Annotated in this window: 19 protein-coding genes; 7 read left to right on the forward strand and 12 right to left on the reverse strand. The window is 70.2% G+C overall.

Annotated elements, in window-relative coordinates; all coding sequences use genetic code 11:
• The first annotated feature begins 36 nt into the window (after positions 1-36).
• From D7Y21_RS29755 to D7Y21_RS29765, 3 genes are all read left to right on the forward strand, one after another.
• Positions 37-1707 carry an adenylate/guanylate cyclase domain-containing protein gene (locus tag D7Y21_RS29755; protein ID WP_120592606.1) on the forward strand — a complete coding sequence of 557 codons (1671 nt, stop codon included), beginning with the start codon at positions 37-39 and terminating at the stop codon, positions 1705-1707.
• Positions 1708-1724: 17 nt separating this feature from the next.
• On the forward strand, positions 1725-4055 hold the full coding sequence (locus D7Y21_RS29760) for a serine/threonine-protein kinase (RefSeq protein WP_121717194.1): 2331 nt from the start codon (positions 1725-1727) through the stop codon (positions 4053-4055).
• A gap of 114 nt (positions 4056-4169) precedes the next feature.
• Complete coding sequence (locus tag D7Y21_RS29765) at positions 4170-5072, forward strand: hypothetical protein (protein ID WP_121717166.1); 903 nt, start codon at positions 4170-4172, stop codon at positions 5070-5072.
• A 57-nt stretch (positions 5073-5129) separates the two neighbouring features.
• Here D7Y21_RS29765 and D7Y21_RS29770 read toward each other — a convergent pair whose 3' ends face one another.
• From D7Y21_RS29770 to D7Y21_RS29785, 4 genes are all read right to left on the reverse strand, one after another.
• The gene (locus D7Y21_RS29770; protein WP_121717168.1) at positions 5130-6920 is read right to left on the reverse strand and encodes a DUF4215 domain-containing protein; all 1791 of its coding nucleotides are present in this window, start codon (positions 6918-6920) and stop codon (positions 5130-5132) included.
• A 131-nt stretch (positions 6921-7051) separates the two neighbouring features.
• Positions 7052-8473 carry a sugar porter family MFS transporter gene (locus D7Y21_RS29775; protein WP_121717170.1) on the reverse strand — a complete coding sequence of 474 codons (1422 nt, stop codon included), beginning with the start codon at positions 8471-8473 and terminating at the stop codon, positions 7052-7054.
• A gap of 169 nt (positions 8474-8642) precedes the next feature.
• Entirely contained in the window at positions 8643-10259 is a 1617-nt protein-coding gene (locus D7Y21_RS29780; RefSeq protein ID WP_120563112.1) for a sigma 54-interacting transcriptional regulator, read from the reverse strand.
• On the reverse strand, positions 10256-11092 hold the full coding sequence (locus tag D7Y21_RS29785; protein ID WP_121717172.1) for an MBL fold metallo-hydrolase: 837 nt from the start codon (positions 11090-11092) through the stop codon (positions 10256-10258). The genes D7Y21_RS29780 and D7Y21_RS29785 overlap by 4 nt, the downstream gene beginning before the upstream one ends.
• Before the next feature lie 212 nt (positions 11093-11304).
• Between D7Y21_RS29785 and D7Y21_RS29790 the strand changes: the two genes are divergently transcribed.
• Complete coding sequence (locus tag D7Y21_RS29790; protein ID WP_121717175.1) at positions 11305-12066, forward strand: ParA family protein; 762 nt, start codon at positions 11305-11307, stop codon at positions 12064-12066.
• Between the two features lie 4 nt (positions 12067-12070).
• Here D7Y21_RS29790 and D7Y21_RS29795 read toward each other — a convergent pair whose 3' ends face one another.
• Both D7Y21_RS29795 and D7Y21_RS29800 read right to left on the reverse strand, forming a co-directional pair.
• Complete coding sequence (locus tag D7Y21_RS29795; RefSeq protein WP_233612328.1) at positions 12071-12700, reverse strand: dihydrofolate reductase family protein; 630 nt, start codon at positions 12698-12700, stop codon at positions 12071-12073.
• 107 nt (positions 12701-12807) lie between these two features.
• A complete protein-coding gene (locus tag D7Y21_RS29800) occupies positions 12808-14202 on the reverse strand; it encodes a S9 family peptidase (RefSeq protein ID WP_121717177.1) in 1395 nt (464 codons plus the stop codon).
• 69 nt (positions 14203-14271) lie between these two features.
• Between D7Y21_RS29800 and D7Y21_RS29805 the strand changes: the two genes are divergently transcribed.
• The gene (locus D7Y21_RS29805) at positions 14272-15183 is read left to right on the forward strand and encodes a glutaminase (RefSeq protein WP_121717179.1); all 912 of its coding nucleotides are present in this window, start codon (positions 14272-14274) and stop codon (positions 15181-15183) included.
• A gap of 17 nt (positions 15184-15200) precedes the next feature.
• On the opposite strand, the gene D7Y21_RS29810 is transcribed toward D7Y21_RS29805, so the two are convergent.
• From D7Y21_RS29810 to D7Y21_RS29825, 4 genes are read right to left on the reverse strand one after another with little or no spacing between them, the layout of a single operon-like run.
• Positions 15201-15677 (reverse strand): SMI1/KNR4 family protein, encoded by a 477-nt coding sequence (locus D7Y21_RS29810; protein ID WP_121717199.1) that lies wholly within the window; start codon positions 15675-15677, stop codon positions 15201-15203.
• A gap of 13 nt (positions 15678-15690) precedes the next feature.
• A complete protein-coding gene (locus tag D7Y21_RS29815; protein ID WP_233612329.1) occupies positions 15691-16362 on the reverse strand; it encodes a hypothetical protein in 672 nt (223 codons plus the stop codon).
• 23 nt (positions 16363-16385) lie between these two features.
• Positions 16386-17309, reverse strand: coding sequence for an alpha/beta fold hydrolase (locus D7Y21_RS29820; RefSeq protein WP_121717184.1), 924 nt, complete (start codon positions 17307-17309; stop codon positions 16386-16388).
• Positions 17306-17662: a MerR family transcriptional regulator gene (locus D7Y21_RS29825; RefSeq protein WP_121717186.1), complete on the reverse strand. Its 357-nt coding sequence runs from the start codon at positions 17660-17662 to the stop codon at positions 17306-17308. The genes D7Y21_RS29820 and D7Y21_RS29825 overlap by 4 nt, the downstream gene beginning before the upstream one ends.
• 339 nt (positions 17663-18001) lie before the next feature.
• On the opposite strand from D7Y21_RS29825, the gene D7Y21_RS29830 reads away from it, so the two are divergent.
• Positions 18002-19201: a sugar MFS transporter gene (locus D7Y21_RS29830; protein WP_233612330.1), complete on the forward strand. Its 1200-nt coding sequence runs from the start codon at positions 18002-18004 to the stop codon at positions 19199-19201.
• A 9-nt stretch (positions 19202-19210) separates the two neighbouring features.
• On the opposite strand, the gene D7Y21_RS29835 is transcribed toward D7Y21_RS29830, so the two are convergent.
• Together D7Y21_RS29835 and D7Y21_RS29840 are read right to left on the reverse strand one after the other, a co-directional pair.
• Complete coding sequence (locus D7Y21_RS29835; RefSeq protein WP_121717190.1) at positions 19211-20584, reverse strand: metallophosphoesterase; 1374 nt, start codon at positions 20582-20584, stop codon at positions 19211-19213.
• A 15-nt stretch (positions 20585-20599) separates the two neighbouring features.
• Complete coding sequence (locus tag D7Y21_RS29840; RefSeq protein WP_147469410.1) at positions 20600-22072, reverse strand: hypothetical protein; 1473 nt, start codon at positions 22070-22072, stop codon at positions 20600-20602.
• Between the two features lie 379 nt (positions 22073-22451).
• Here D7Y21_RS29840 and D7Y21_RS29845 point away from each other — a divergent pair, with 379 nt between their 5' ends.
• Positions 22452-22649 (forward strand): DUF6229 family protein, encoded by a 198-nt coding sequence (locus D7Y21_RS29845; RefSeq protein ID WP_120563123.1) that lies wholly within the window; start codon positions 22452-22454, stop codon positions 22647-22649.
• Positions 22650-22762 lie beyond the last annotated feature (113 nt).

The following is a 22762-nucleotide window of genomic DNA, read 5'->3' on the forward strand; positions in this document are numbered from 1 at the left end:
GGCTCTGGTAGTGTCCGGGCCGGTGAGGATTCGCGCGTGAACCAGGCACCCGCCCCATTCCCGCCCAGGTCCGGGTCGCACCCGCGCGGGCCGCACCTGACGGGGCGGTTCGCGGACGGGACGCTGGGGGAGTTTCCCCTGGGCCCCACCACGTCGCTCGGCCGCCATCCTTCCAACACGCTGCGGCTGGTGGACCGCGAGGTCTCCAAGGAGCACGCCACCATCGAGAAGGTGGGGCGCGACTTCGTGCTGCGCGACCTGAACTCGTCCAACGGCACCTTCGTCAACGGGCGCCGGGTGACGGGGGAGATGCGCCTGAAGGACGGGGATGAGATCGCCCTGGGCTCCTCGCGGCTCGTCTTCCACAGCGGCGAGGCCGCGCCCGGCGGAGCCAACCCGCCCACGCTGCCGGGCGTGACGGTGGTGGCCAACGCCGTCTCCATGCCGGCCTTCCTGGCGCAGATGGACCAGGTGCCGCAGAACTTCCGTCCGGCCGACCAGGTGACGGACACGGCCGCGCTGCGCCGGGACTACGAGAAGCTGCGCATCGTCCACGAGTTCCACCGGCAGGTGAGCCTCAAGGGCACCCAGGACGACCTGTTCGAACAGATTCTCAAGGTGGCCTTCGAGCTGCTCGCGGCCGACCACGGCGTCATCCTGAAGGTGGGCCCGCAGGGGGAGTTCATCCCGGCCGCGGTGCACCACCGGCAGGGCAAGCAGGTGAACGTCATGCTGTCGGACACCGTGCTCAAGCGCGTGGTGGAGACGGGCAAGGCGGTGCTCACGGCGGACGCCATCATCGACGAGCGCTTCTCCGCCGCGGAGAGCATCGTGGCGCAGGGCATCCGCTCCGCCATGGCGGTGCCGCTGCTCGTCAACGGCGACATCATGGCGGTGCTGTTCCTGGACAGCCGCCAGCAGATCAACGCCTTCTCGGAGAAGGACCTGACCATCCTCTCTGGCATCGCCGCGCAGGCGGGCATCGCGCTGGAGAACGCGGCCCTGGCGGAGCAGATCCGCAACGAGGCGGTGACGCGCGCGGAGCTGTCTCGCTTCCTGTCCAAGGCGGTGGCGGACGCGGTGATCAACGGCGGCACGGAGGACCTGCGCCAGAGCCGGCTCGCGGAGGTGAGCTGCCTGTTCGCGGACATCCGTGGCTTCACCACCCTGGCGGAGAGCGACTCGCCGCAGGAGGTGGTGTCGATGCTCAACAGCTTCTTCACCGCCATGGCGGACGTGGTGTTCCGCTACGAGGGCAACCTGGACAAGTTCATCGGGGACTGCGTGATGGCGGTGTGGGGTCCGCCGTCGTCGCACCCGGATGATCCGGCCCGGGCCCTGCGCGCCGCGCTGGAGATGCAGGACGCCGTCACGGAGCTCAACCGGCAGCGCGTGCTGGACGGCAAGAAGCCCATCGAAGTGGGCATCGGCGTGAACACCGGCCAGGCGGTCGTGGGCTACATGGGCAGCGCGGAGCGGCACGAGTTCACCGCCATCGGCGACACCGTGAACACCGCGTCGCGGCTGTGCGGCATCGCGAAGAGCGGCGAGGTGCTGGCGTCGGAGGCCACGGTGCGCAAGTCCGGGCCGGGCTTCGACGTGGAGGAGCTGCCGGTGCTGCAGGTGAAGGGCAAGGAGAAGGGCGTGCAGACCTTCCGCGTCCACGGCGCGGAGCTGACCACTTCCACCTCCCGCAAGGTGCGCTGACGGTGCGCTCTTCGTCCATGACGACGACCCAGTCGTGCCCCAACTGCGGCACGGTGCACGACACCCGGGTGTACGTGAGCGGCCAGAAGGTGACGTGCCGCTGCGGCATCCGGTTCGAGGTGCGGCGCGCGGACGTGTCCGGCATCCACCGCCCGGCCGAGCCGTCGGGCATCCGTCCGGCCGACAAGGCCCAGGACGAAGCAGGCATCGCGGTGACGTTCACGCCGCGCACGGCGGATGATCCGCCAGAATCGACGTCACCTTCCGCCGCTCCGGGGGTTGGAGCGGGCAGGACGGACTCGGTGGGACAGGAGATGAGGGCCGGCTCCGTCCCAGGGGGCAACGAGATGAACATCCCGCGACCGGATGGCGTGGGCAGGGCGGAAGAAGGCGAGGTTCCCGCGGGGGTGGTGCCTGCCTCCGCCGAGGGCCGCGACGCGCCTTCGGCCGGAGTGGCATTGCCCGCGGCGGACCCGTCGGCTCCGGAGTTGATCGGAGCCACGCTGGTGCGCGCGGAGTCGCTGGGGGTGAAGGCCCCGCGCGCGCCCTTGAACACGGGCATCCGCGACATCGAGAACGCGGAGACGATGCTGACGGGCGCGAAGCCCCAACTGCCGGGCCTGGAGCTCCTGGAGATACTGGGGCGCGGCGGCATGGGCGAGGTGTGGCTCGCGCGCCAGCGGTCCCTGGGCCGCACGGTGGCGGTGAAGGTGCTGCCGCCCCGGCTGGCGAAGGACGAGGAGTTCGTGTCGCGCTTCGACAAGGAGGCGACCGCGCTCGCGGCCCTGAGCCACCCGAACATCGTGCAGATCATCGACCGGGGCGTGGAGGGCGAGCACTACTACTTCGTCATGGAGTACGTGGAGGGCCAGTCGCTGCGCCACGCGCTGAGCGGCAGGGAGCCGCTCTCGCCCGCGCAGTCGCTGAAGGTGCTGCTCCAGGTGGCGCGCGCCGTGGAGTGCGCGCACGCGAAGAACATCATCCACCGCGACCTCAAGCCGGAGAACATCCTGTTGGATGGACGGCTGCACGCGAAGGTGGCGGACTTCGGCCTGGCGGGCATCCGCGAGCCGGACTCGGAGAAGCACCTCACCGCGACCGCGGTGGCCATGGGCACGCTCAACTACATGGCCCCGGAGCAGCGCCGGGACGCGAAGAACGTGGATGGCCGCGCGGACCTCTTCTCCCTGGGCGTGATGATGTACGAGGCGCTCACGGGCGAGCTGCCCGTGGGCCGCTTCAAGCTGCCGTCCGAGCGCGTGCGCGGCCTGGACCCCCGCCTGGATCCGGTGGTGGAGCGCCTGCTGGAGACGGACCGCGAGGCCCGCTACGCCACCGCCACGGAGGTGTGCGAGGCGCTGGAGGGGTTGGTGTCGGCCTCGTCGTCGCCGCACGTGGTGGCGCCCGCGTCGGCGCTGGCGCGCGCGCAGCCCTCGCACGTGGCCTCGATGAAGGCCATCACGGCCCCCGAGGCCGCCGTGCTGGAGGCGCTCCACGCGGGCTGGGGCCGGGTGCGCACCGGCCTGTCCGTGGTGGGCGGCCTGGCCGTGCTGGGCTTCGCGGTGCGCGCCTTCGTGGGCTTCGGGAGCCTGACCGGCACTCCGGTCATCTCGGACCCGGTCCCTCCGGTCATGCACTTCCCGGCCAACACGGAAGGGGAAGTGTTCTCCGGCCTGAGGCTCACGCCGCCCGCGGCCGGCTCGGCCAGCGCCACCCTGGAGCTGGGCTTCGAGCAGGGCGAGGAGGAGATCAACGTCCACAGCGGCACGTGGACGATGGACCAGGGCGAGCTGCGCGTCGTGCAGGCCGGCAGGGAGGCGGACGGCAAGCTGGTGCCGCGCGCGTACCTGGCGCACCGCTACTTCACGAGCGACGACTTCACGGCCGAAGTGCTGATGGACGTGAACCCGCTGGGGAAGAAGTGGTCGGTGGAGGAGGACGGGCAGCACTTCGGCGAGCTGGCGTTCCGCATCCGCGACGTGCAGGTGTCCGTCTTCGCCATCCCCGACGCGGGCATGCGCCTGTCGTGGCGCTACTTCTCCCCGGAAGACGGGCATGAGGTGGTGGGCAACAGCGCGGAGGACACCAAGAACCTGGTCCAGGACGAGATGCCGGTGCCCAAGCAGGGCCCCTTCCTGGTGAAGCTCCAGCTCAAGCGGCAGAAGAGCGGCGTGCGGGTGGACGCCTACCTCAACAAGAAGCTCTTCGCCTCCAAGGTGCTGCCGGGCTTCGAGGGCCGCGTGGGCAAGCTGGCCCTGGGCTGCCGCAACCTCGAGTGCACCTTCGATGACCTGAAGGTCGTGGGGCCGCTGCAGGAGCGCCCCGTGCGCCGCGTCGCCCCCGAGTAGTCGCCGCTGCATCCAGCAGGGGATGGGGCTTGCCGCCCCGTCCGCCCGTTCCCATCTTGCTCCCGCCGGGCTCCGCCACCGCGGGGCCGTCCGGCACGCGGGCGGGGGTGGGGCATGGCCGTGGACCTGGACCTGGGGCGCGTGCTCCTGCTGCCGCTCTGTGGCGTGGGACTGGCCCTGCTGCTCTGGGCGACCTTCACCCTGGGGCGGACGCCCACGGGGGCGCGGCCGCGCTGGATGCTCGCGGGCTTCGGGGCGCTGGCCCTGGGGCTGGTGCTCTTCGTCCCGTGGATTCGCGGGACGCCGCTGGTGCCCGTGTCGCCGGACGTGCTGGTGAAGGCGCTGGGCGGCGTGCTGCTGGTGCTGGCCGCGGGTGTGTCCGCCCGGGGGGCCCGGGTGCGCCTGCGGGCGGATGCGCTGCGCGGCGCCGCGCCCATGTCGCTCGATGAGGCGGTGGAGGCCCTGCGCGCGGGGCGGTCTCCGGGCTTCGGTGTGTACCGGGGCCAGCTGGATTCCGTGGAGGCGCTGACGTCGCCGGGCGGCGTGCCGTGCGCCTTCTACGACGCGGCGGTGCACGCGGTGGGGACGCACGGCCGCAAGGGGCCGCTCCTGTCGAGGGAGCGCGCGTACTCGCCGGTGCTGATCCTGAAGGGCGAGCGCACACGAGCGACGGTGGGGTTCGCGCCGTCCGCGCTGCTGGCGCCGGTGGAGGTGCGGCGGTGCCTGGCGCCGCCCGCGCTCACCCGGGCGGAGCTGCTGGAGGCGCCCGCGCAGGCGCTGTCCTGGGAGCGCGTGGGCGTCCCCGGGGAGGCGTGTCTGGTGGTGGGGGAGCTTCAGCGCGGGTCCCGCGACGGCACCTACGAGCTGCGCGGGCGCGGTGGGCGTCCGGCGCTGATGGTGCTGGGGGAGGGCGCCACGGGCACCGGCGGGGTGTTGTCCCGCCGGGCCTGGAGGCACTTCGCGGCGGCCGGGGCGCTGTCCCTGGCCGCCGTGTTCATGCTCGCCCGGACCCTGTGAGGCCCGGGCGGGGGGCTCCGGCCCGGGTGGGCGCCGGAGCCGGGGACGGCGGGACGACTACCCCGGATCGATCACGCAGTTGTTCGGGCAGGCGTCGCGGTCGTTGGTGTTGCCGTCGTCGCACGTCTCGCCGAAGTTGTACTGGGTGATGCCGTCGCCGCAGCGGGCGTTCCAGATGCAGGTGAGGCTGCACTTGCCGTAGCCCGGGCCGTTGGCGTTGCCGTTGTCACACGTCTCGCCCTGATCGACCGTACCGTTGCCGCAGGTGGACTTGCACTCGGTGCGCTGGGTCTCGAAGTTGTTCAGGGTCAGCCTGTACGAGGACTGGGACGTGTGGCGCTCCGCCTGGAACACGACGACCTCGTAGATCTTGCCCTTCACCAGGCCCAGGCCGGACACGGTGGCCGCGTCCGCCAGGGACACCGTGCCGGAGGTGGCGCCGTGCACGCCGCCCAGGTCCAGGGCGAGCTTGCGGTTGATGAACACCCAGACGTCGTCGTCACCCAGGAACGTCAGCACCTCGTTGCCCTTGAACTCGAACCAGTAGCGCGTCTCGCTGGTGAAGCTGAAGTTGCGCTTGATGCCGTTGTTGTCGTTGAGCTTGTTCTCCTTGCCCAGGCCCACCCAGCCGCTGTCGTCGAGCGGGAAGAAGGTCTGGTCGTCGAACACGTAGGAGTCGTTCGGCTGCTTGGCGAGCTTCAGCGTGCTGACCTCGGTGACGTTGATGTTGGGCGTGTCGCGGTACCACTGGTCGAACGCCGTCTTGCCGTGGGTGGTGCCGGAGGCCACGCCTTCCTTCGCGTAGACGGGCTTGCCGTCCGCGCCGAGGGCGGCGAACTTCGCGCCGACGATGCCCTGCTCCGCACCGTTCGCGTCGTCGAAGTCCGGGTGGATGGTGGCGGGGTAGTTGCCACCGACGGGCTGCCCCTTGCCACGGAAGTCGCGGTAGACGACCGGGATCTCCACCTCGTTCGGCAGGGTGCCCTTGACGTTGAAGCAGGCGAAGCCCGCCTCCAGCTTGCAGTCGGACGAGCAGCCGTCGTTGGAGCGGGTGTTGCCGTCGTCGCACTGCTCGGTGGTGTCACCGGGGAGGATGACGCCGTCGCCGCAGCGGGCCTCGCAGGTGCCGTTCACGCACCGGGGCTCCAGCACGCACAGCGGCGAGCAGCCGTCGCCCATGTCGTGGTTGCCGTCGTCGCACTGCTCGGTGCCTTCCTTCTTGCCGTCGCCGCAGGTCGTCCTCGTGCACGGCTGGTCGATGGCATCGCACTTGTAGCCCGGCTCCAGGCGGCAGGTCTTGCTGCAGCCGTCGCCGTCGGCGCTGTTGCCGTCCTCGCACTCCTCCTCGCCGGCGATGATCTTGTCACCGCACTCGGACGCGCGGCAGCGCTGGCCCTGGAAGGGGCAGGACCAGCCGATCTCCACCTCGGAGCAGTCCGCCTTGCAGCCGTCGTTGGATTCCTTGTTGCGGTCGTCGCACTTCTCGCCTTCCTCCACGATGCCGTTGCCACACGCCGTCGCGATGCCGCAGGGCCGGCCCCACTGGGGACACTCGAAGCCGACCTCCACCTCCTTGCAGTCGAACGTGCAGCCGTCGCCGCTCACGGTGTTGGCGTCGTCACAGGCTTCGCCCTTCTGGACCTTGCCGTCGCCGCAGATCTGGGGGCCCGGGTCATACGAACCGCCGTCGGGCAGCGTGTCGCCACCATCGGTGGAGCCGCCGTCCGTGAGATTCGTGCCGCCGTCGTTGTCAGAGCCTTCGTCGCCGGGACAGGCTGTCAGTGTGAGGAGGAGGGAAGCGAGCAGAACGCTCGCGAGTCGGGGGAACGGGGGGGAATGTTTCAGCATGAAGGTGATGCTGAAAGCCGGTGACCCCAGGTGTCAAATGGAACAGGTGTTTTCTCACCCAGCCGGTGCGTAAAAATGCAGAAAGCCCGTACGGGTGTACAAGCTTCCGCGTATTGCCCTGTCTCACGGGGCTACATCTGTTCCAGCTCCCGACCCTTCGTCTCGCGGATGAACCTGGCGGCGAAGAAGAGGGAGAACACGGCGGCCGCGGCATACAGGCCGTACGCCCAGCCGAGTCCAACGGCCTGCAGCGACGGGAACGTGGCGGACACCAGGAAGTTGGCCAGCCACTGCGCCATGGCCGCGACGGAGAGCGCGAGCGCGCGGATGCGGTTGGGGAACATCTCGCCCAACAGCACCCAGACGACGGGGCCCCACGAGAAGCCGAAGAAGACGACGTAGAGGTTCGCGGCGATGAGCGCGGTGGTGCCGGCCGCGCCCTGCAGCACGGGCTTGCCCGCGGCGTCCAACGGCGCGGTGCCGAAGAGATACGCCAACAAACCCAGCGTGAGCGCCATGCCCACGGAGCCGATGATCAGCAGGGGCTTTCTTCCTACCCGGTCCACGAACGCGATGGCGACCAGCGTGGTGAGGATGTTGGTGACGCTGGTGATGACGGTGATGGCCAGCGAGTTGTGCTCGGAGAAGCCCACCGCCTGCCAGAGGACGCTGGAGTAGTAGAAGATGACGTTGATGCCCACGAACTGCTGGAGCATCGCGAGCACGATGCCGATCCACACGATGGGCAGGAACCCGAAGCGGCCGCCCTTCAGGTCCGCCAGGTGCGGCGTGTAGTTCGTGCGCAGCGAGCGGCGGATCTCCACGACCTTGGAGGGCGCGGCGTCCCCCTCGATGTCGCGCAGCACGCTCAGCGCCTCCTGCTCGCGCCCCATGGCCACGAGAAAGCGCGGGGACTCCGAGATGAAGACGGCGCCGATGCCGTAGAAGAGCGCGGGTGGCAGGCCGCTGAAGAACATCCACCGCCACGCGGTGAAGCCCAGCCAGGTGGGGTTGGAGGCGGAGCCCGCGTAGAGCGCGATGGCGAAGTCCCCCAGCAGGGCCACGAAGATGCCGGTCACGATGGCCAGCTGTTGCAGGGACGCCAGGCGGCCGCGCAGGTACGCCGGGGCGATCTCCGCGATGTATGTGGGCGCCACGACGCTGGCGAAGCCCACGCCCAGGCCGCCCACCAGCCGCCAGAAGCTCAGGTCCCAGAGGGAGAACGCGAACCCCGATCCGATGGCGCTGATGATGAACAGCGCCGCCGCGAGCATCATCGTGCGCCGGCGGCCGTAGCGGTCCGCGAAGGGCCCCGCCGCGAAGGCGCCCGCCGCCGAGCCGATGAGCGCGGAGGACACCGCCAGCCCCAGGCCCAGGCTGCTCGCGGCGAACTCGGCCTTCAGGGCGGCGACCGTGCCGTTGATGACGGCGGTGTCGAAGCCGAAGAGGAATCCGCCCAGGGCGGCCACCACGGAGATGCCAATGATCCTGCCGGTCCGCGCCTCCCGATGCGCCGGGGGCCCGCTTGACCGGGCATCGAGGACATCCGCCATGACGTGCTCCTTCCCCCTGGGACGGGCACGTGTCCGTCCCTCGCGGTACGCACCACGGCCCTGTTGAGAGGTGCCCCCGGTGTCCGCCGAAAGGCACCCCCGGGCAGGCTGCCGCCCCGATGGCCGCCCGCTGGGGGGCGGGGCTCGGGTCCCGAGTGTGATTCGACGCTCAGCCCTCGTCCGCCAGGCCGTACTCCTTGAGCTTGCGAGCGAGCGTGTTGCGGCCGATCTCCAGCGTGCGCGCCGCCGCGGTGCGGTTGCCCTTCACGGCCTCCAGCACGCGCAGGATGTGGCGCCGCTCCACCTCCGCCAGTGGGAGGAGCAGCGGTGCGTCCGGCGCGGCGGCGGACGCTCGCGGCGCGCCTGGCTCGGTGAACGCGCCTGGCTCGGTGGGCGAGGGCGCCCGGTCCAGGGAGGGCAGGGGCAGGTGCTCCTCCAGGATTTCGCCCTCGGACAGCACCACGGCGCTTTCGATGCAGTTCTCCAGCTCGCGCACGTTGCCGGGCCAGCGGTAGCGCTTGAGCCTCGCGAGCGCGGTGGCGCCGAGGCGGGGCACGGGCAGGCGGTGGCGCTTCGCGGCGGTGGCGACGAAGTGGCGGGCGAGCCGCTCGATGTCCTCCGCGCCGCGCTCACGCAGCGGGGGCAGGAGCAGCTCCACGACCTTGATGCGGTAGTAGAGGTCCTCGCGGAACCTGCCCTCCGCCACCATGCGCGGCAGGTCGCGGTGGGTGGCCGCGACGATGCGCACGTCCACCTTGACGGCCTGCGTGCCACCCACGCGTTCGAACTCGCGGTCCTGCAGCACTCGCAGGAGCTTGCCCTGCACGGCCTGGGGCAATTCGCCCAGCTCGTCGATGAAGACGGTGCCTCCGTCGGCCGCCTCGAACTTGCCGGGCACGCGGTGGTCGGCGCCGGTGAAGGCGCCCTTCTCGTGGCCGAAGAGCTCGTTCTCGATGAGGGCGGCGGGCAGGGCCGCGCAGTCCACCTTCACGAAGGGCTTGTCGCGCCGGGGGCCGTTGACGTGGATGGCGCGCGCGAAGAGCTCCTTGCCGCAGCCGCTCTCCCCGCGCAGCAGCACGGTGGCGTCCGTGGGCGCGGCCTTCTGCACCAGTCGGTAGAGGGCCTTGAGCGGCGGGGCTTCTCCGATGATGCGGTTGAAGAAGTAGCCCACCGGGGCCTGCGGCTGATCCTTCGCGCGCTGGAGCTCCTGGTAGAGGCTGGTGCTCTGGAGCGCGGTGCTCACCTGCGCCGCGATGTCGGTGAGCCTCCGGGTGTCGTCCTCCGTGAAGGGGCCACCGCCCAGGCGGTTGAGCACCTGGAGCACGCCGTACACGGCGCCCGCCGCGTCGCGCAGCGGCACCGCGGCCAGGCTGATGGTGCGGTAGCCCGTCATCCGGTCGATGTCCGCGAAGAAGCGGCGCTCGCCGCGCGGATCCGGCACGTGCACGGGCTCGCCGGCCTCCGCCACGTAGCCCGCCACGCCCTGGCCCAGCTTCACGCGGATCTGCGCGACCTCCGGCAGGTGCGCCGCGCGGCTGAACAGCTCGCGGCGCACGGGGTCCAACAGCCACAGCGTGCCCCGGTCCGCCTGGAGCGTGATGGCGATGCGGTCCACGAGCGTCTGGAGGAAGGCGTCCAGGTCCACCTCGCGCCCGACGAGGCCACCAAGGGGGAGCAGGACCTGGGACACATCCGGCGGGGACGAGGGCATGGCGGCGGGCAGCGGCGGAAGTGAGAAGGGCGCTGGAGACAGTCTATCGCACGGCTCCGGGCTCGCGGCGCTCATGCGCCCGCCGCGCGGCCCAGGAGCATGCGCTGGCCTTCACGCGCGGGCTCGGTGAAGGGGAACAGGCCGCGCGCCTCCTGGGCCATGTCCTCCAGCAGCTCGTCCGCGTGGGACGGGTCGTGGTGGAAGAGGAAGAGGCGCCCGGCGTGCAGGTCCTTGGCCACCTTGGCCGCGTCCATCATCGTCGAGTGGCCCCAGCCCTTCTTGGACATGCCCTTCTTGCCCTCGTACTCGTCGGGCGTGTACTGCGCGTCCAGGCACAGCGCGTCCGCGCCCTCGAAGTGGCGGGCCACGTCCGGTGTGAGGCGCTCCGGCAGCTCCACGTCCGTGGCGTACACGAAGGAGTGGCCGTCCGCTTCCACGCGGTAGGCCATGCAGCCGTCCGGGTGCGGCACGTCGATGGGCGTCACCTTGAAGGGGCCCACCTCCACGGTGCGGCCGTGCAGCGCGGCGCCGAAGGCCATCTTCGAGCGCATGGTGGACAGCGGCACCGGGAACTGCGGCGGGCGCATCTGCTGCGACAGCGTGGACTCCAGCGCCTGGGCACCGTTCGCGCCGGGGCCGTACATCGTCAGCGACGTGGTGGGCAGGTACGCGGGCGTGAAGAAGGGGAAGCCCTGCACGTGATCCCAGTGCAGGTGCGAGAAGAACATCGTCGCCTTCCGCGGCGCGCCCTCGCGCATCATGACTTCGCCCAGCGCCCGGATGCCCGTGCCCGCGTCGAGGATCAGCCGCTCGCCCTGGCTCGTCACCTCCACGCACGCGGTGTTGCCACCGATGCGCGAGCCCGACACCGCGATGCTGCCCCGAACGCCAAAGAAGCGGATTTCCATGGTGAGTCTCCTGATGCTCCGACACCCGCTGGGGGCGCCCTGACGTGGAGGGGACAGAGCACGTCCGGTGCCAGCGCCAAGGGGCTGGAATCATTGGAGTGGCATGGGTAGGGCAGGGCAGGCTGCTCCATTCTGGAGCGCTCCGGATGGGGCGGGCGGTCCAATCCGGAGCGGCCCCGCGCCGTGGGGGATTCCTGGTAGACCCCGAGGTCATGCCGACGATTGCGTTCTGCACCATCAAGGGTGGCGTGGGGAAGACGACCCTGTGTTCGCACGTGGCGGCGGCGCTGGCGGACGCGGGCCACCGGGTGCTGCTGTTGGATCTGGATCCGCAGGCGCATGCGTCGCTGGTGCTGGGCCTGGAGTCGCGGGAAGGCCCGTGCGTGGCGGACGCCTTCGGGCCGCGGCCGAAGCACAAGTTGGATGAAATCGTGGTGGCGTCGCCGAAGCGGCAGGGGTTGTTCATCGCGCCGGGGGCTCCGCGCATGGCGGCGCTGGAGCGCGAGTTGTTCGGCTGGGGCCACCGGCTGCAGGCGATTCCGCGCGCGCTGAAGACGCTGTCGTGGACGCCGGACGTCATCATCGTGGACACGCCGCCGAGCATCGGCGCGTTCACGGAGGCCGTGCTGTGCTTCGCGGACGTGGTGGTGGCGCCGGTGCCCACGGGGGCGTTCGCGCTGCAGGGCCTGGGTGAGATTGAGACCGCGTGGCGAGACGTGCGCGAGCAGGGCGGCCAGCTGGTGGCCGCGGTGAACCTGTGGGACCGGCGCACGCCAGCGACCAACGTCGCGATGGAGGAGGCGCTGAAGGACGTGACGGTGCCGGTGCTGAAGGCCCGCGTCCCGCGCTCGGAGGCCATCAACCAGGCGGGGCTGGGCTACGAGGTGGTGTTCGACGTGAGCCCGAACGCGGCGGGCGCGGAGGAGCTGCGCGCCATGGCCCGCGAGCTGGCGAAGCTCGCGGGCCTGCGCTGACGCATCAATCCGCTTGTCCGATGGTGCCGACCCGCAGGGGCCCGACGCGCCGGTAGGTGAGCAGCGCCACCCCCTTGGGCGTGATTTGGGACGCGGCGAGTTGCAGCGTGCGGGGCTGCGTTCCCGCTCCGAAGAGGCGCCGGCCGCTGCCAATCGTCACGGGGATGACGTGCAGATGCAGCACGTCCACCAGGTCATGCTCCAGCAGGGTCTGCAGCAGGCCGCAGCTTCCATGCACCTGCAGCTCACGGCCGGGCGAGGCCTTGATGCGGCGCACCGCCTCCACCGTGTCCCCCTCCAACAGCGTCGAGTTCGCCCACTCCACGCGGCGCAGCGTGGTGGACGCCACGTACTTGGGCAGCGTGTTGAGCGACCGGGCGATGGGGGCGTCCGGCGTCGTCACGCGCGGCCAGTAGTTGGCGAAGATTTCGTACGTCCCGCGCCCGAGCAGGAACGCGTCCGCTCGACTGAAGATGTCGACAACGTGCGCGCCGAGCTCCGCGCTGGAATGAGGCTGCACCCAGCCGCCATGGGCGAAGCCGCCGCTCGTGTCCTCCCCCGGGCCTCCCGGAGCCTGAACCACGCCATCCAGCGTCACGAACTCCGTCACCGTCAGCTCCATGGTCGCATCCATCCCTTCCGGGCAGTCCATTTGCCCGTCCAAATTGGCGACGAATGGCCCGGGCGTGGATCGACATGCCGGTGTTTTTCCGGTGCCATGGGGGGCAGGCATGCGCTGGCTCAGGGCTTGGGCATGCCGGGACCAATCGCCGAGCGCACGTTGGCGTCGGTGAAGCTCGTGCCCCAGACTGCGTTGAGCTCCTGGGCGATGAAGGCGGCGCCCGGCTGGAGCGCTCCCAGCGTGGGCTCGAACATCAGCACGCGCGGGTCGGTGAGTTCCTGCAGGCGGGGTACCACGTCGCTCACGTCGCGGCCCTGCTCCTGGGCGGCGCGCACGCCCTGCAGCCACGTGCGCACGGTGCCCTGTGCGTGAGGGACGTAGAGGGGGTGCTCCTCCGCGCCCAGCGTCACGAGCAGGTGTCCCAGGCTCAGTGTGATGACGACGCTGCCGTGCGCGCTGAGCAACGGCCCGTGGTCCGGCGGCAGGGTGTTCCAGTCCACGGCCGGGAGGTTCTGGAAGTACATGGGCGTGAAGCGCTGCGGGGCCTGGGCGACGAGCGCGCGCGTGTGCTCCACGGGGATGAGCGTGTCCCAGTCGTCGTGGAGGATGAGGAACGGCGTCTGGACGGTGCTGGCCAGGTGGGCGGCGGTCCAGCGCGTGTAGTCCGTGCCGGGGGTGACGGGGTCGCCGCCGGTGGTGGCGTAGATGCGGCGGAAGTAGGGCTCGAAGAACTGCTGGTAGCGCGAGCGCATGGCCGGGTCGCTCACGCGCGCGGGCACCCACCGGCTCACGTAGTCCACCTCCGCGGCGAAGTCGGACAGCGGGCACAGGGCAACGCCCACGGCGGGCACTACGGTGGAGGGGGCGTCCGCCGCGGCGTAGAGCGCCTCGTAGCCGCCCCAGGAGCCGCCGAAGATGCCGATGCGGCGGGTGTCCACATTGGGGGCCTGGGCCAGGAAGCGCATGCCCGCGTTCATGTCGTCGCGGTCATTCTGGAGGTCTCCGCCTGCGTAGAAGCGGCCGAAGACGGCGAGCACGCCGAAGTCATGGAGCAGGTGGATGAAGGCCTCGCCCGCGATGATCTCCGGAGTGGTGGGCGTGAACGCGATGGGTGATGAGCCCGGCCCGTAGTGCGGCTCACTGTCGTCCGGGTGGATGCCGGCGCCGCGCGCGGCCCACTTCGCGTCCACGGCCTCACCGGTCCAGGCGATGCCGTCATAGGGCTTGGTGAGCACGACCGTGGGGGACACGCCCGGCTTCCGGGGCGGGAACCACTGCGCATAGGTCGCGGCGCGGCCGGGCACCTCCAGCTTGAGCAGCTGATAGGGCCAGGTCTGGTCCGCGGCCCTGAACTCCCCGGCGCCGATCTGGGTCACGTGGACCGTGCCCGGGTCCGTCGGCGTTTCCTCCGGGGTCTGGCAGGCGTTGGTGGACGGGCTGGGATTGCTGCAGCACGCGGTGGGGACGGAGCCCAGGAGGGAGAGGGCCAGGAACGTGGTCGAGAACAAGCGCATGCCCAGCAGACACCGCGGCGCGGAAATTCTGAAAGCGTCCCCGTCCTTTCCGGACGAGGATGGCGGGACATGGACTACCAGGCGGTGTTGTCGGAGGTCTGGGATGCGGTGCGGCCGGTGGTGGGGCAGGGCCGCGTGGCGACGTACATCCCGGCGCTGGCGGCGGTGGACCCGCGCCGTTTCGGCATGGCGCTCGCGACAGTGGAGGGGGACGTGTACGGCGTGGGGGACTGGCGCGAGCCGTTCTCCATCCAGAGCATCTCCAAGGTGTTCACGCTGGCGCTCGCGCTGGCGCGGGACGGGGATGCGCTGTGGAAGCGCGTGGGCAAGGAGCCGTCGGGCAACCCGTTCAACTCGCTGGTGCAGCTGGAGTACGAGCAGGGCATCCCGCGCAACCCGTTCATCAACGCGGGAGCGCTGGTCATCACGGACCGGTTGCAGCGGCTCACCGGGGATGCGCGCGGCACGCTGCGGGACTTCCTCCGAGCGGAGAGCGGCAATCCGTCCGTGGACTTCGATCCGGTCATCGCGGCGTCGGAGGCGGAACACGGCCACCGCAACAGCGCGCTGGCCCACTTCATGGCGAGCTACGGCAACATGGAGAGCGCCGTCCCGGAGGTGCTGGAGCACTACTTCTGGCAGTGCTCGCTGGCGATGAGCTGCGCGGACCTGGCCCGGGCCTGTGGCTTCCTCGCCCGCCATGGGCAGCGCGCGGATGGGGCGAGGCTGCTCACGCGCAGCCAGGCCAAGCAGGTCAACGCGGTGATGCTCACCTGCGGCACGTACGACGCGGCGGGAGAGTTCGCCTACCGCGTGGGCTTGCCGGGCAAGAGCGGCGTGGGCGGCGGCATCATCGCGGTCATCCCCAACCGCTGCGGCCTGTGCGTGTGGAGCCCCGGATTGGATGCGAGGGGCAACTCAGTGGCGGGCGTGGAGGCGCTGGACCGGTTCACGACGCTGACCGGTCTGTCCATCTTCTAAAGGCCGTGGCATCGGGGTCACTGGCCCTGATCTTCGAGGGCCTTCAGCCAAAAGGACCGCCCACCGGACGCCAGTGCGCCCGCCAGGAACTCCGCGAACGAGCGGGCAATGACCGGGCAGTAGTAGGGGTCCGGAAATCCCTCGCGGTAGCCGTCGCGGAGTGGATAGCGCCCATGCGTCTGCTGCCCCACGTCCAGGAGCACATAGTTGCTGTCCTGGAGCTGGCACAACGCGTACCAATCCGAGGGACCCGCCGCGTCCGTGTCAGCTTGAGACATGACGACACGTGCGCGCCGCACCTCGGCAAGCGGCAGGAGCTGGTACGGCGCGTTGGAGCCACGAAACAGCCTGGCTCCATCAAAGCGTGTGTAGAAAGCGCGCAGGTCCGGATCCAGGCGCCATCCCATTCGATGTTCGAACGCCTCGACTGCCTCCACCGTCGCGGGCGGATGCGGAAAGTGCTGGGCCGCCACCGCGTCGAGGAGTTCGGTCATCGTCGGCATGTGGCTACTCTCCGTAGGGATGGCTGACCCCGACGCTCGTCCACGGGGGTTGTCCTGCGTAGCACTGGTTGTAGACCTGATTCAGGCCGGAATGGAGGTCGGAGGGATAGGGGATGATGTTGTCCCAGTCGGTCGGGTTGCCACCATGCTTGAGGTCGCGGATGTGGTGGGCCGGGTAGTTGTTCCCACTGGAATCAGCAGGCCACTGGCCGAACTTCTCCGCCCATCGTTCGCGGAATCCATCTCGGATGGACTCCCATCGGCCTCGTGCCGTTGCGTTCTGGCTGACGCTCAGGGCTGGGTAGTTACAGCAGCAGTTGGCGATGCCGAACCGACTCCCCGCTCTGAACATGTTGCCGTCGAAGTCCATCTTCACGTCCGCGAGCCACACGCAGCCTTGGAGTGCGTATCCCTCCCCGGAGCATTTGTCGCGGCAGTAGTTCATGAGTTGCGGACTGCACTGCCATGGGCCGTAGAAGATGTTTGTCCTGAACTGCCCGCCGCCTGGGACCGTGACTTGCGGCCCCACCCATTTTCGTACACCAGCCGCCGCTCCCATGGCGCCTTCGGTACATGCGGACAAAGACAGCACTCCAGTTAGCAGCACAGCAACGCGGCGCCGTGAGGCCTTGATCGTGGTTGTCATGCTGGGCACGGTATCGGTCGGCACCGACACGCCTGCTTTCCGAGCCCGCGGCTTCAGCGCAGTCCGTCCAGCAGCGCGGCCAGCTTCTGGGGCTGGGACGCGAAGGGTGAGTGTGACGTGTCCAGCGTGTCCACGGTGAAGGCGTTGCCGGGCGTGAAGGCGTCCGCCTCGCGGATCATCAGGTCCTGAAGCGCGGGGACCAAGGCGCGGTCCTGGGCACATCTCGCGTAGCTGCGCGGGATGCGGCCCCAGCGTTCCTTGGTGGCGCCGACCTTGCCAATCCACAGCGACACCGGGATGTCGGGCGTGAGCGCGAGCGCGAAGGGCAGGAAGGCTGCTTCGTCCACGTCGTGGTAGAAGCCCGCGCGCAGGGCCTCCCGGTATGCCGCGTCGCCGCGCGGATTGATCCGCACCGCGCCCAACTTCGCGGCGTCGCCGATGAAGAGTGGCGCGCTGTAGGGCGTGTGGGCTTCGGGTAGCGCGCCATAGGCGCTGGCGCTTTGAAGACGCAGCGGCACGTAGGCGCTCAGGTACACCAGCCGGTCAATCAGCTGCGGGGCCTTCTCCGCCGCGCGCGTGATGACAGTGCCGCCCGCGCTGTGCCCCACGAGCACGGGCTTGGGTCCGCCCTGGAGCTTCTCCAGCGCCGCGACCACGGCGTCCGCGCAGTCGTCCAGCGTGACGTCGGCCAGGGGCGAGCGCTCCTCCTTGAAGCGCGCCGCGTCGCCCGTGAGGTAGGACGCGGGGAAGCGCGCGTTGAGGCCGTGGCCGGGCAGGTCGATGGCCACCACCCGGTGCCCCTTCGCGGAGAGCGCTTCGGAGACGCGCGTCCAGTGCAGCGCGTTGTGCCACGCACCGTGAACCAGGAGGAACGTCCTCGGTTTGCGCGGCGTCTTCGTGGGCGTGGCCGCACGGCTCAGACCAGGCAGTACGGCCGTGCCCAGCAGGGCGCTCTTCATCACGTCACGACGGTTCATGGGGGACTCGTTCGTTGGGGGGGAAGCAGGGTGATGAGCCGCTCGCGAAGGCGGGCGAGGTCGAAGAGTTGCCGCTCCACCTCCGCCAGCCGCTCCCGGTGGGCCGCGAGCGCGTCCGGACAGATGGCGTCCGTGACCTGCCGGAGCATGCAGGGCGGGAAGGTGGCGATCTCCTCCAGGGAGAAGCCCAGGCGGATCATCCGGGCCACCTGCATGACCTGGGGAACGGCGACCTCGTCGAAGTCGCGGTAGCCGTTGTCCCGGCGGTGCGAGGCCAGGAGCCCCGCCTTGTCGTAGTGGCGGATGGACCGCGCGCTGCTGCCCGTGCGCCGGGCGAGTTCTCCGATGTTCATCCTGCACTCCTGAATCGGGATTCCAGGACCCCCAACTTCCATGGGGCCCCCTCCCGGCCGACCTGATTCAAAACCTGTCCGACAGTCGGACAGGTTTCCGTGGCCTGGCCGGAGCGGGAGCTTCCCCGCCACGCGGATCCAAACTTGTCCGACAGTCGGACAGGTTTCCGCGGTCCGCTCCCGACGGGGAGTCCCGGTCGGGTTCTTTCCTTCTCATCCCTGAAGACTCCATGGCCGAGAGCTTCGGGCCTGCCACTGGTGTCAAGGTCAAGACCCCGGCGGGGGAATGTGACCGCGATGTCCCCACGGGATGCCCGACCGCGTTCTACGGTGCTCCACGTGAGCCTCTCCTCGCCCGTGCCTCGTCCGCGTCCCGCGCTTCTCACGCTTGCCTACCTGGCCTTCGTCAGCCTGGGGTTGCCGGACGCGGTGCTCGGGGTCGCGTGGCCGTCGCTGCGCGACACATTCGGTCTGTCGCAGGCGGCGATGGGCGCCATCCTGGGGACGGCGGCGGCCGCCTACTTCACCTCCGGATTGCTCGCGGGCCGGCTGATGCGCGCGATGAACCTGGGGCTGCTGCTGGCGCTGAGCACCGGCTCGGTGGCGCTGGGGCTCACGGGCTACGCGATGGTGCCTCTGTTCGTGCTGTTCCTGGCCGCCGCCTGTTTCATCGGCTTCGGTTCGGGCGCCATCGACTCCGCGCTCAACAACTACGCGGCCCAGAACTTCGGCCCCAAGCACATGAGCTGGCTGCATGCGGCCTACAGCGTGGGCGCCGCGATGGGCCCGGTGTTGATGACGGCGCTGCTCGCTCGGGGCGCGGGTTGGAGGACCGGCTATGCGGTCCTCGCCGTGGTGCTGGGGATGCTGGCGCTGACGTTCCTGTTGATGCGCCGGCTGTGGGACGCTCCGGTGGGAGCGCCGGGCGCGGAGCCTCGCGCGGAGGTGATCACCTCATCCGCGATGGAGGCCGTGCGCCGGCCCCGCGTGTGGCTGCAGATCTTCACGTTCTTCTTCTACACGGGCGTGGAGGTGACCGCGGGCCAGTGGAGCTTCACCGTGCTCACCGAAGGCCGGGGCCTGCACACCGCCGCGGCGGGCACCTGCGTGAGCATCTACTGGGGCAGCCTGCTGGTGGGGCGCGTCCTCTCCGGCTTCGTCGTCGAACACCTCAGGCCGGTGCGGATGCTGCACGGAAGCACGGTGCTGGCCGTGGTGGGCGCGGCCCTGTTCGCGATTCCCGCCGTGCCTCCCGCGCTGGGGCTCGCGTTGCTGGGACTCGCTCTGGCACCCATCTTCCCGGCCCTGATGTCGGAGACGCCTCGCCGCGTGGGGCTGGATGTCTCCGCGCACGCGGTGGGCTTCCAGGTCAGCGCGGCGACGACGGGCGTGGCGGCGCTGCCCAGCCTCGCGGGTGTCATCGCGGAGCGATGGGGCCTTCAGTTCATCGCTCCGTACATGCTCGGGGTGGCCGTGGTGCTGGCCCTGCTCCACGGCGTGCTGTCCGCCGTGGCGGACCGTCCCCAGCTCTCCCGCTGAGCGCGGCCCTCAGCTCCCGGCCGGAAGGTCCGCGCTGCGCAGCGTCTTCGGGCCCTGATCCGTCCACTGCGACAGCCGCAGCGTCGCGCCCCGCGTCGAAGCGTGCGGCTCCACCTCCACGAAGGTGAAGCGCTGCTCCAGCCTCGCGTGCTTCTGCTTCGCCGGGTCCAGCGACGGATTGCCCTGGAGCTCCACGAGGTACTCGCCCCATTCCTCGTCGGAGGCCTCCGGGGCGGGGAGCCGCAGGAGGGAGATCCACGTGCCGGTGTTGGCGTAGAGGGGGCCGTTGCCCTCGTGCCAGCGGGCCGCGTGCGTGTGGCCCATCACCACCGCCTGCGGGTCGTACTTCTTGCCCAGTCGCGCGGTCTCCGCGAGCTCGTCCTTGCCGGGCTCCAGGGCGAAGTAGTCCGTGCCGGTCCTGCCGGCGACCGCGCGGTGCAGGCGTGCGTAGAACGCGAAGCCCGCCTTGGCCAGCTTCAGCCGGGCACGGCCCAAGGCCTCCGGGTTGTCGAAGGCGTTGAGCTTCTCCGGGTCGAGCACCGACAGCAGGGCGTCCACCTCGTCGTCCTTCAGGTCCACTCGCGCCAGGCTGCGCGCCAGGTGCGCGTCCGCGTCCGACGCACCCACCGCGTCCATCGGTTCGAGCGCGAAGGCCGGCGCGAGCCCCCGGTTCTCCAGCAGGCGCCGGATGAGCGTGAGCGTCCCCGCGTTGAACAGGACCTTGAGCGCGTCAGGCTTCACGCCGAGCGCCACCATCACCGCGCCCTCGAAGTCCGGCTTGAGCAGGTCCATGTACCGCATGCGGTGCTGGTGCTTGAGCGGGTTGAGCAGCGTCTTCACCAGCACCGAGCCCGGCGGATAGCGGAAGCGGTTCGCTCGCTCCGCCGACAGGAGCGAGTCGTAGTCGATGCGGTTCGCCACGTCGGTGTGCTCACCGTGCGTCACCAGCACGCGCGAACCGCCGACCTCCAGTTGCAGGGGCGCGGTCCCGTCCCGGAACTCCAGCCGCGAAGCGACCTCCCTGGGCTGGCCCAGCGCGGAGCGGATCACCTCCTGGACGTCCGGCAGCGCCAGCTCCAGGTCGTGGTTGCCCACCACCATCGTCGCCCGGCCCCCCGCGGCCAGCACCCGCCCGAGCGCCTTCAACGCGGGCGCGGTCGGCGCGGACGTCACCAGCGCGCGGGCCTGCTCCAGCGTCCGCTGGGGATCCACCGCGAGCGGGTCGTCGTTGAGCAGGAAGTCGAAGCTGTCCCCGTTGAGGACGACGTGGGTGGGCGTGCGGGTGAAGGAGTCGAAGAGGGCGGGCAGCTCGGCGGCGCCCGCGAAGATGTCGTAGGGGCCACCGTTGCCGAGGTGGAGATCGCTGAGAATGAGCGTTCGCATGGGTCGATGCTCCTTTCAGGGAAGCGCCTGCAGGTCGTTGTGCCGGATGCTCACGGCGGGATCGCCGAGCACCACGTAGTTGCGAGCGTCGTTGCGTTCGATCCACCGGTGCAGCAGCTCGCGCGGCTGGAGCTTGCCGTTGGACGTGTTGGCATCCAGGTGCGTCAGCAGGATGTTGTTGGCGGCGGAGAACCGGTCGCGGAAGTCGCGCAGCGCGTGACCCACCGGCATGCCCGCCATGATCTTCCAGAGCGTGTTGCGGAACGGGTGAATCGTCGTCTGGGTCATCTGCAGGGGCTTGATGGAGAAGCCCCAGGCCCGCTCCACGTGGCCGATCACCGCCAGCGCGCCGCCGTTGGGATGCGCCAGGAGCCGCCGTGGCAGGGCCGCGATGAAGGGGGCGCTCGCGAGCGCGTCGCCGCTGCGTGAGGCATGGAGCGGGAACTCGTCGTGCGCGGGCGTGCCCATGCCGAAGCAGGCGAAGAAGAACGCCACCAGGCCATGGAGCCGGGCGTCGTCCTGGATGTCCGACGCCGCCACGTAGTGGGCCGGGGCCATCGCGCCAAAGCCGGCCCAATCCTGGCTCAACAGGGCGCCCTGTTTCGTGAGCTGGAGCGGGTCATTCGCCTTGAAGCCCACGCCATGGGACGCGGTGAAGAGCACCGCCGGGCGCACGTCCCGGCCATGGAGCGCGGCCAGCAACCATTCGCGGGTCGCGTCGTCCTCGATGGCGTCACGGCTGGCATAGCGGGCCTTCGCGGCGACCGTCTTCGCCAGCTGGGGAGGCTGATCCAGCGGCGCACCGCGGGACAGCGGCGCAACGAGGCTGTCCGCGCTGAGCTCCGTGGAGCGGTCCCCGGGGTGTTTGGGTCCCCACCAGCTCACCTGCCGGTGATTGGGCACGGAGGCGCCCGTCTCATACGCCACCACGCTGTCCGCGTACCGCGCGTACTCCGCGGGCGTGTCGAAGCAGAGCCGGCCCACGGCATATGAAAGAGAGAGCGAGTGCTGCACGTCGAACGGGATGGCGTCCGGCCCACCCACGAGCAGGAGGTAATAGGGAACGATGCTCGGTTCCACGTCGCCGATGGGCGCTCCGTGCCGCTCCAGGAACTGATGCGCCGTCTCACCGGGCTGGTAGGTGAGGACGTGGCACCGGTCCGCTTCTTCCACGCGCCCGCGCCGGTGGGCGAGGAGCGGCTCCAGGCTCTTGCGGAGCTCCTCGGATGCGGACGCGGGGAACACCACGCCCCAGCCGGCCTTCGTGTAGTCCTCCGGCGGAGCGTCGGGCGGCAGGCCGAAGCTCAGACGCATGGGGAGGAACTCGAGCCACTTCCTCCACGCCTCGAAGTACGCGGCCTCGCCCCGAGGCTCCGCCGCCTCCGCGGCCGCGGGCAACGCGATGGGCGGCACCAGGTACTCCCCGGTGACACCGTCGATGCCGTTGAAGACCAGCGGATCCTCCGGGCTGGCGATGGGGCGCTCCACGTTCACCTCCTCCCCGCCATCCTAGGCGTCCCTGCTGACCTGGAAAGAGCGGACAGGGGCCCGGCTGTCAGGCCCCCGGCGTTCGCGGCGGCGGGTGTTGCGTGGCGGGCTCGCGCTGCGACCCAGAGGCCGACCTGTCACCTGGTCCACGGTCTCCTCGTCCCCTTGGGCAGGGGGCCAGCCGTTTCGTGGTGGCAATCCCTTACGTGCCGTTCGAGCCGTGCTGGACTTGTGGCGTGCGGGCGCAAGTCATTGTGCGGTGTCTGACTTTGGCCTGCTGCGTCTGGCATTGCGGGGCGTGTCTGTGTTCACGTTCGATCCGCGTCCGGCGCACATGGCACCCCTCGCCATGACCGTCCGGACGCGAGGGAGAACACTCATGACGAAGAAGCCCGAGTTCCAGGATGTGGTGGAGGGCTGGCTGGCCGGCAATGAGGAGTCCCACGGCATGACCAACCCGGCGGGACCGCTCTTCGTTGGAGGTGAGCGCACCGAACAGGCGCTCACCGAGTCCAACCTGGTGGCGGACACGGGCTGCAGCAGCTGCACCGCGTCCATCGACGTCCACTGTTGTTGATTCCGGCGGACGGCCCCCGTCCGTCCGTTTGAAGCCCCCTCCGGCGCCGCGTCCCGGTGCCGGAGGGCCCTTTGCGCGAATCCCCTCATCCGGTCCCCACCCCCAGGGAGCCC

It is taken from the genome of Corallococcus sp. AB045, assembly GCF_003668895.1.
Classification (GTDB): domain Bacteria; phylum Myxococcota; class Myxococcia; order Myxococcales; family Myxococcaceae; genus Corallococcus; species Corallococcus coralloides.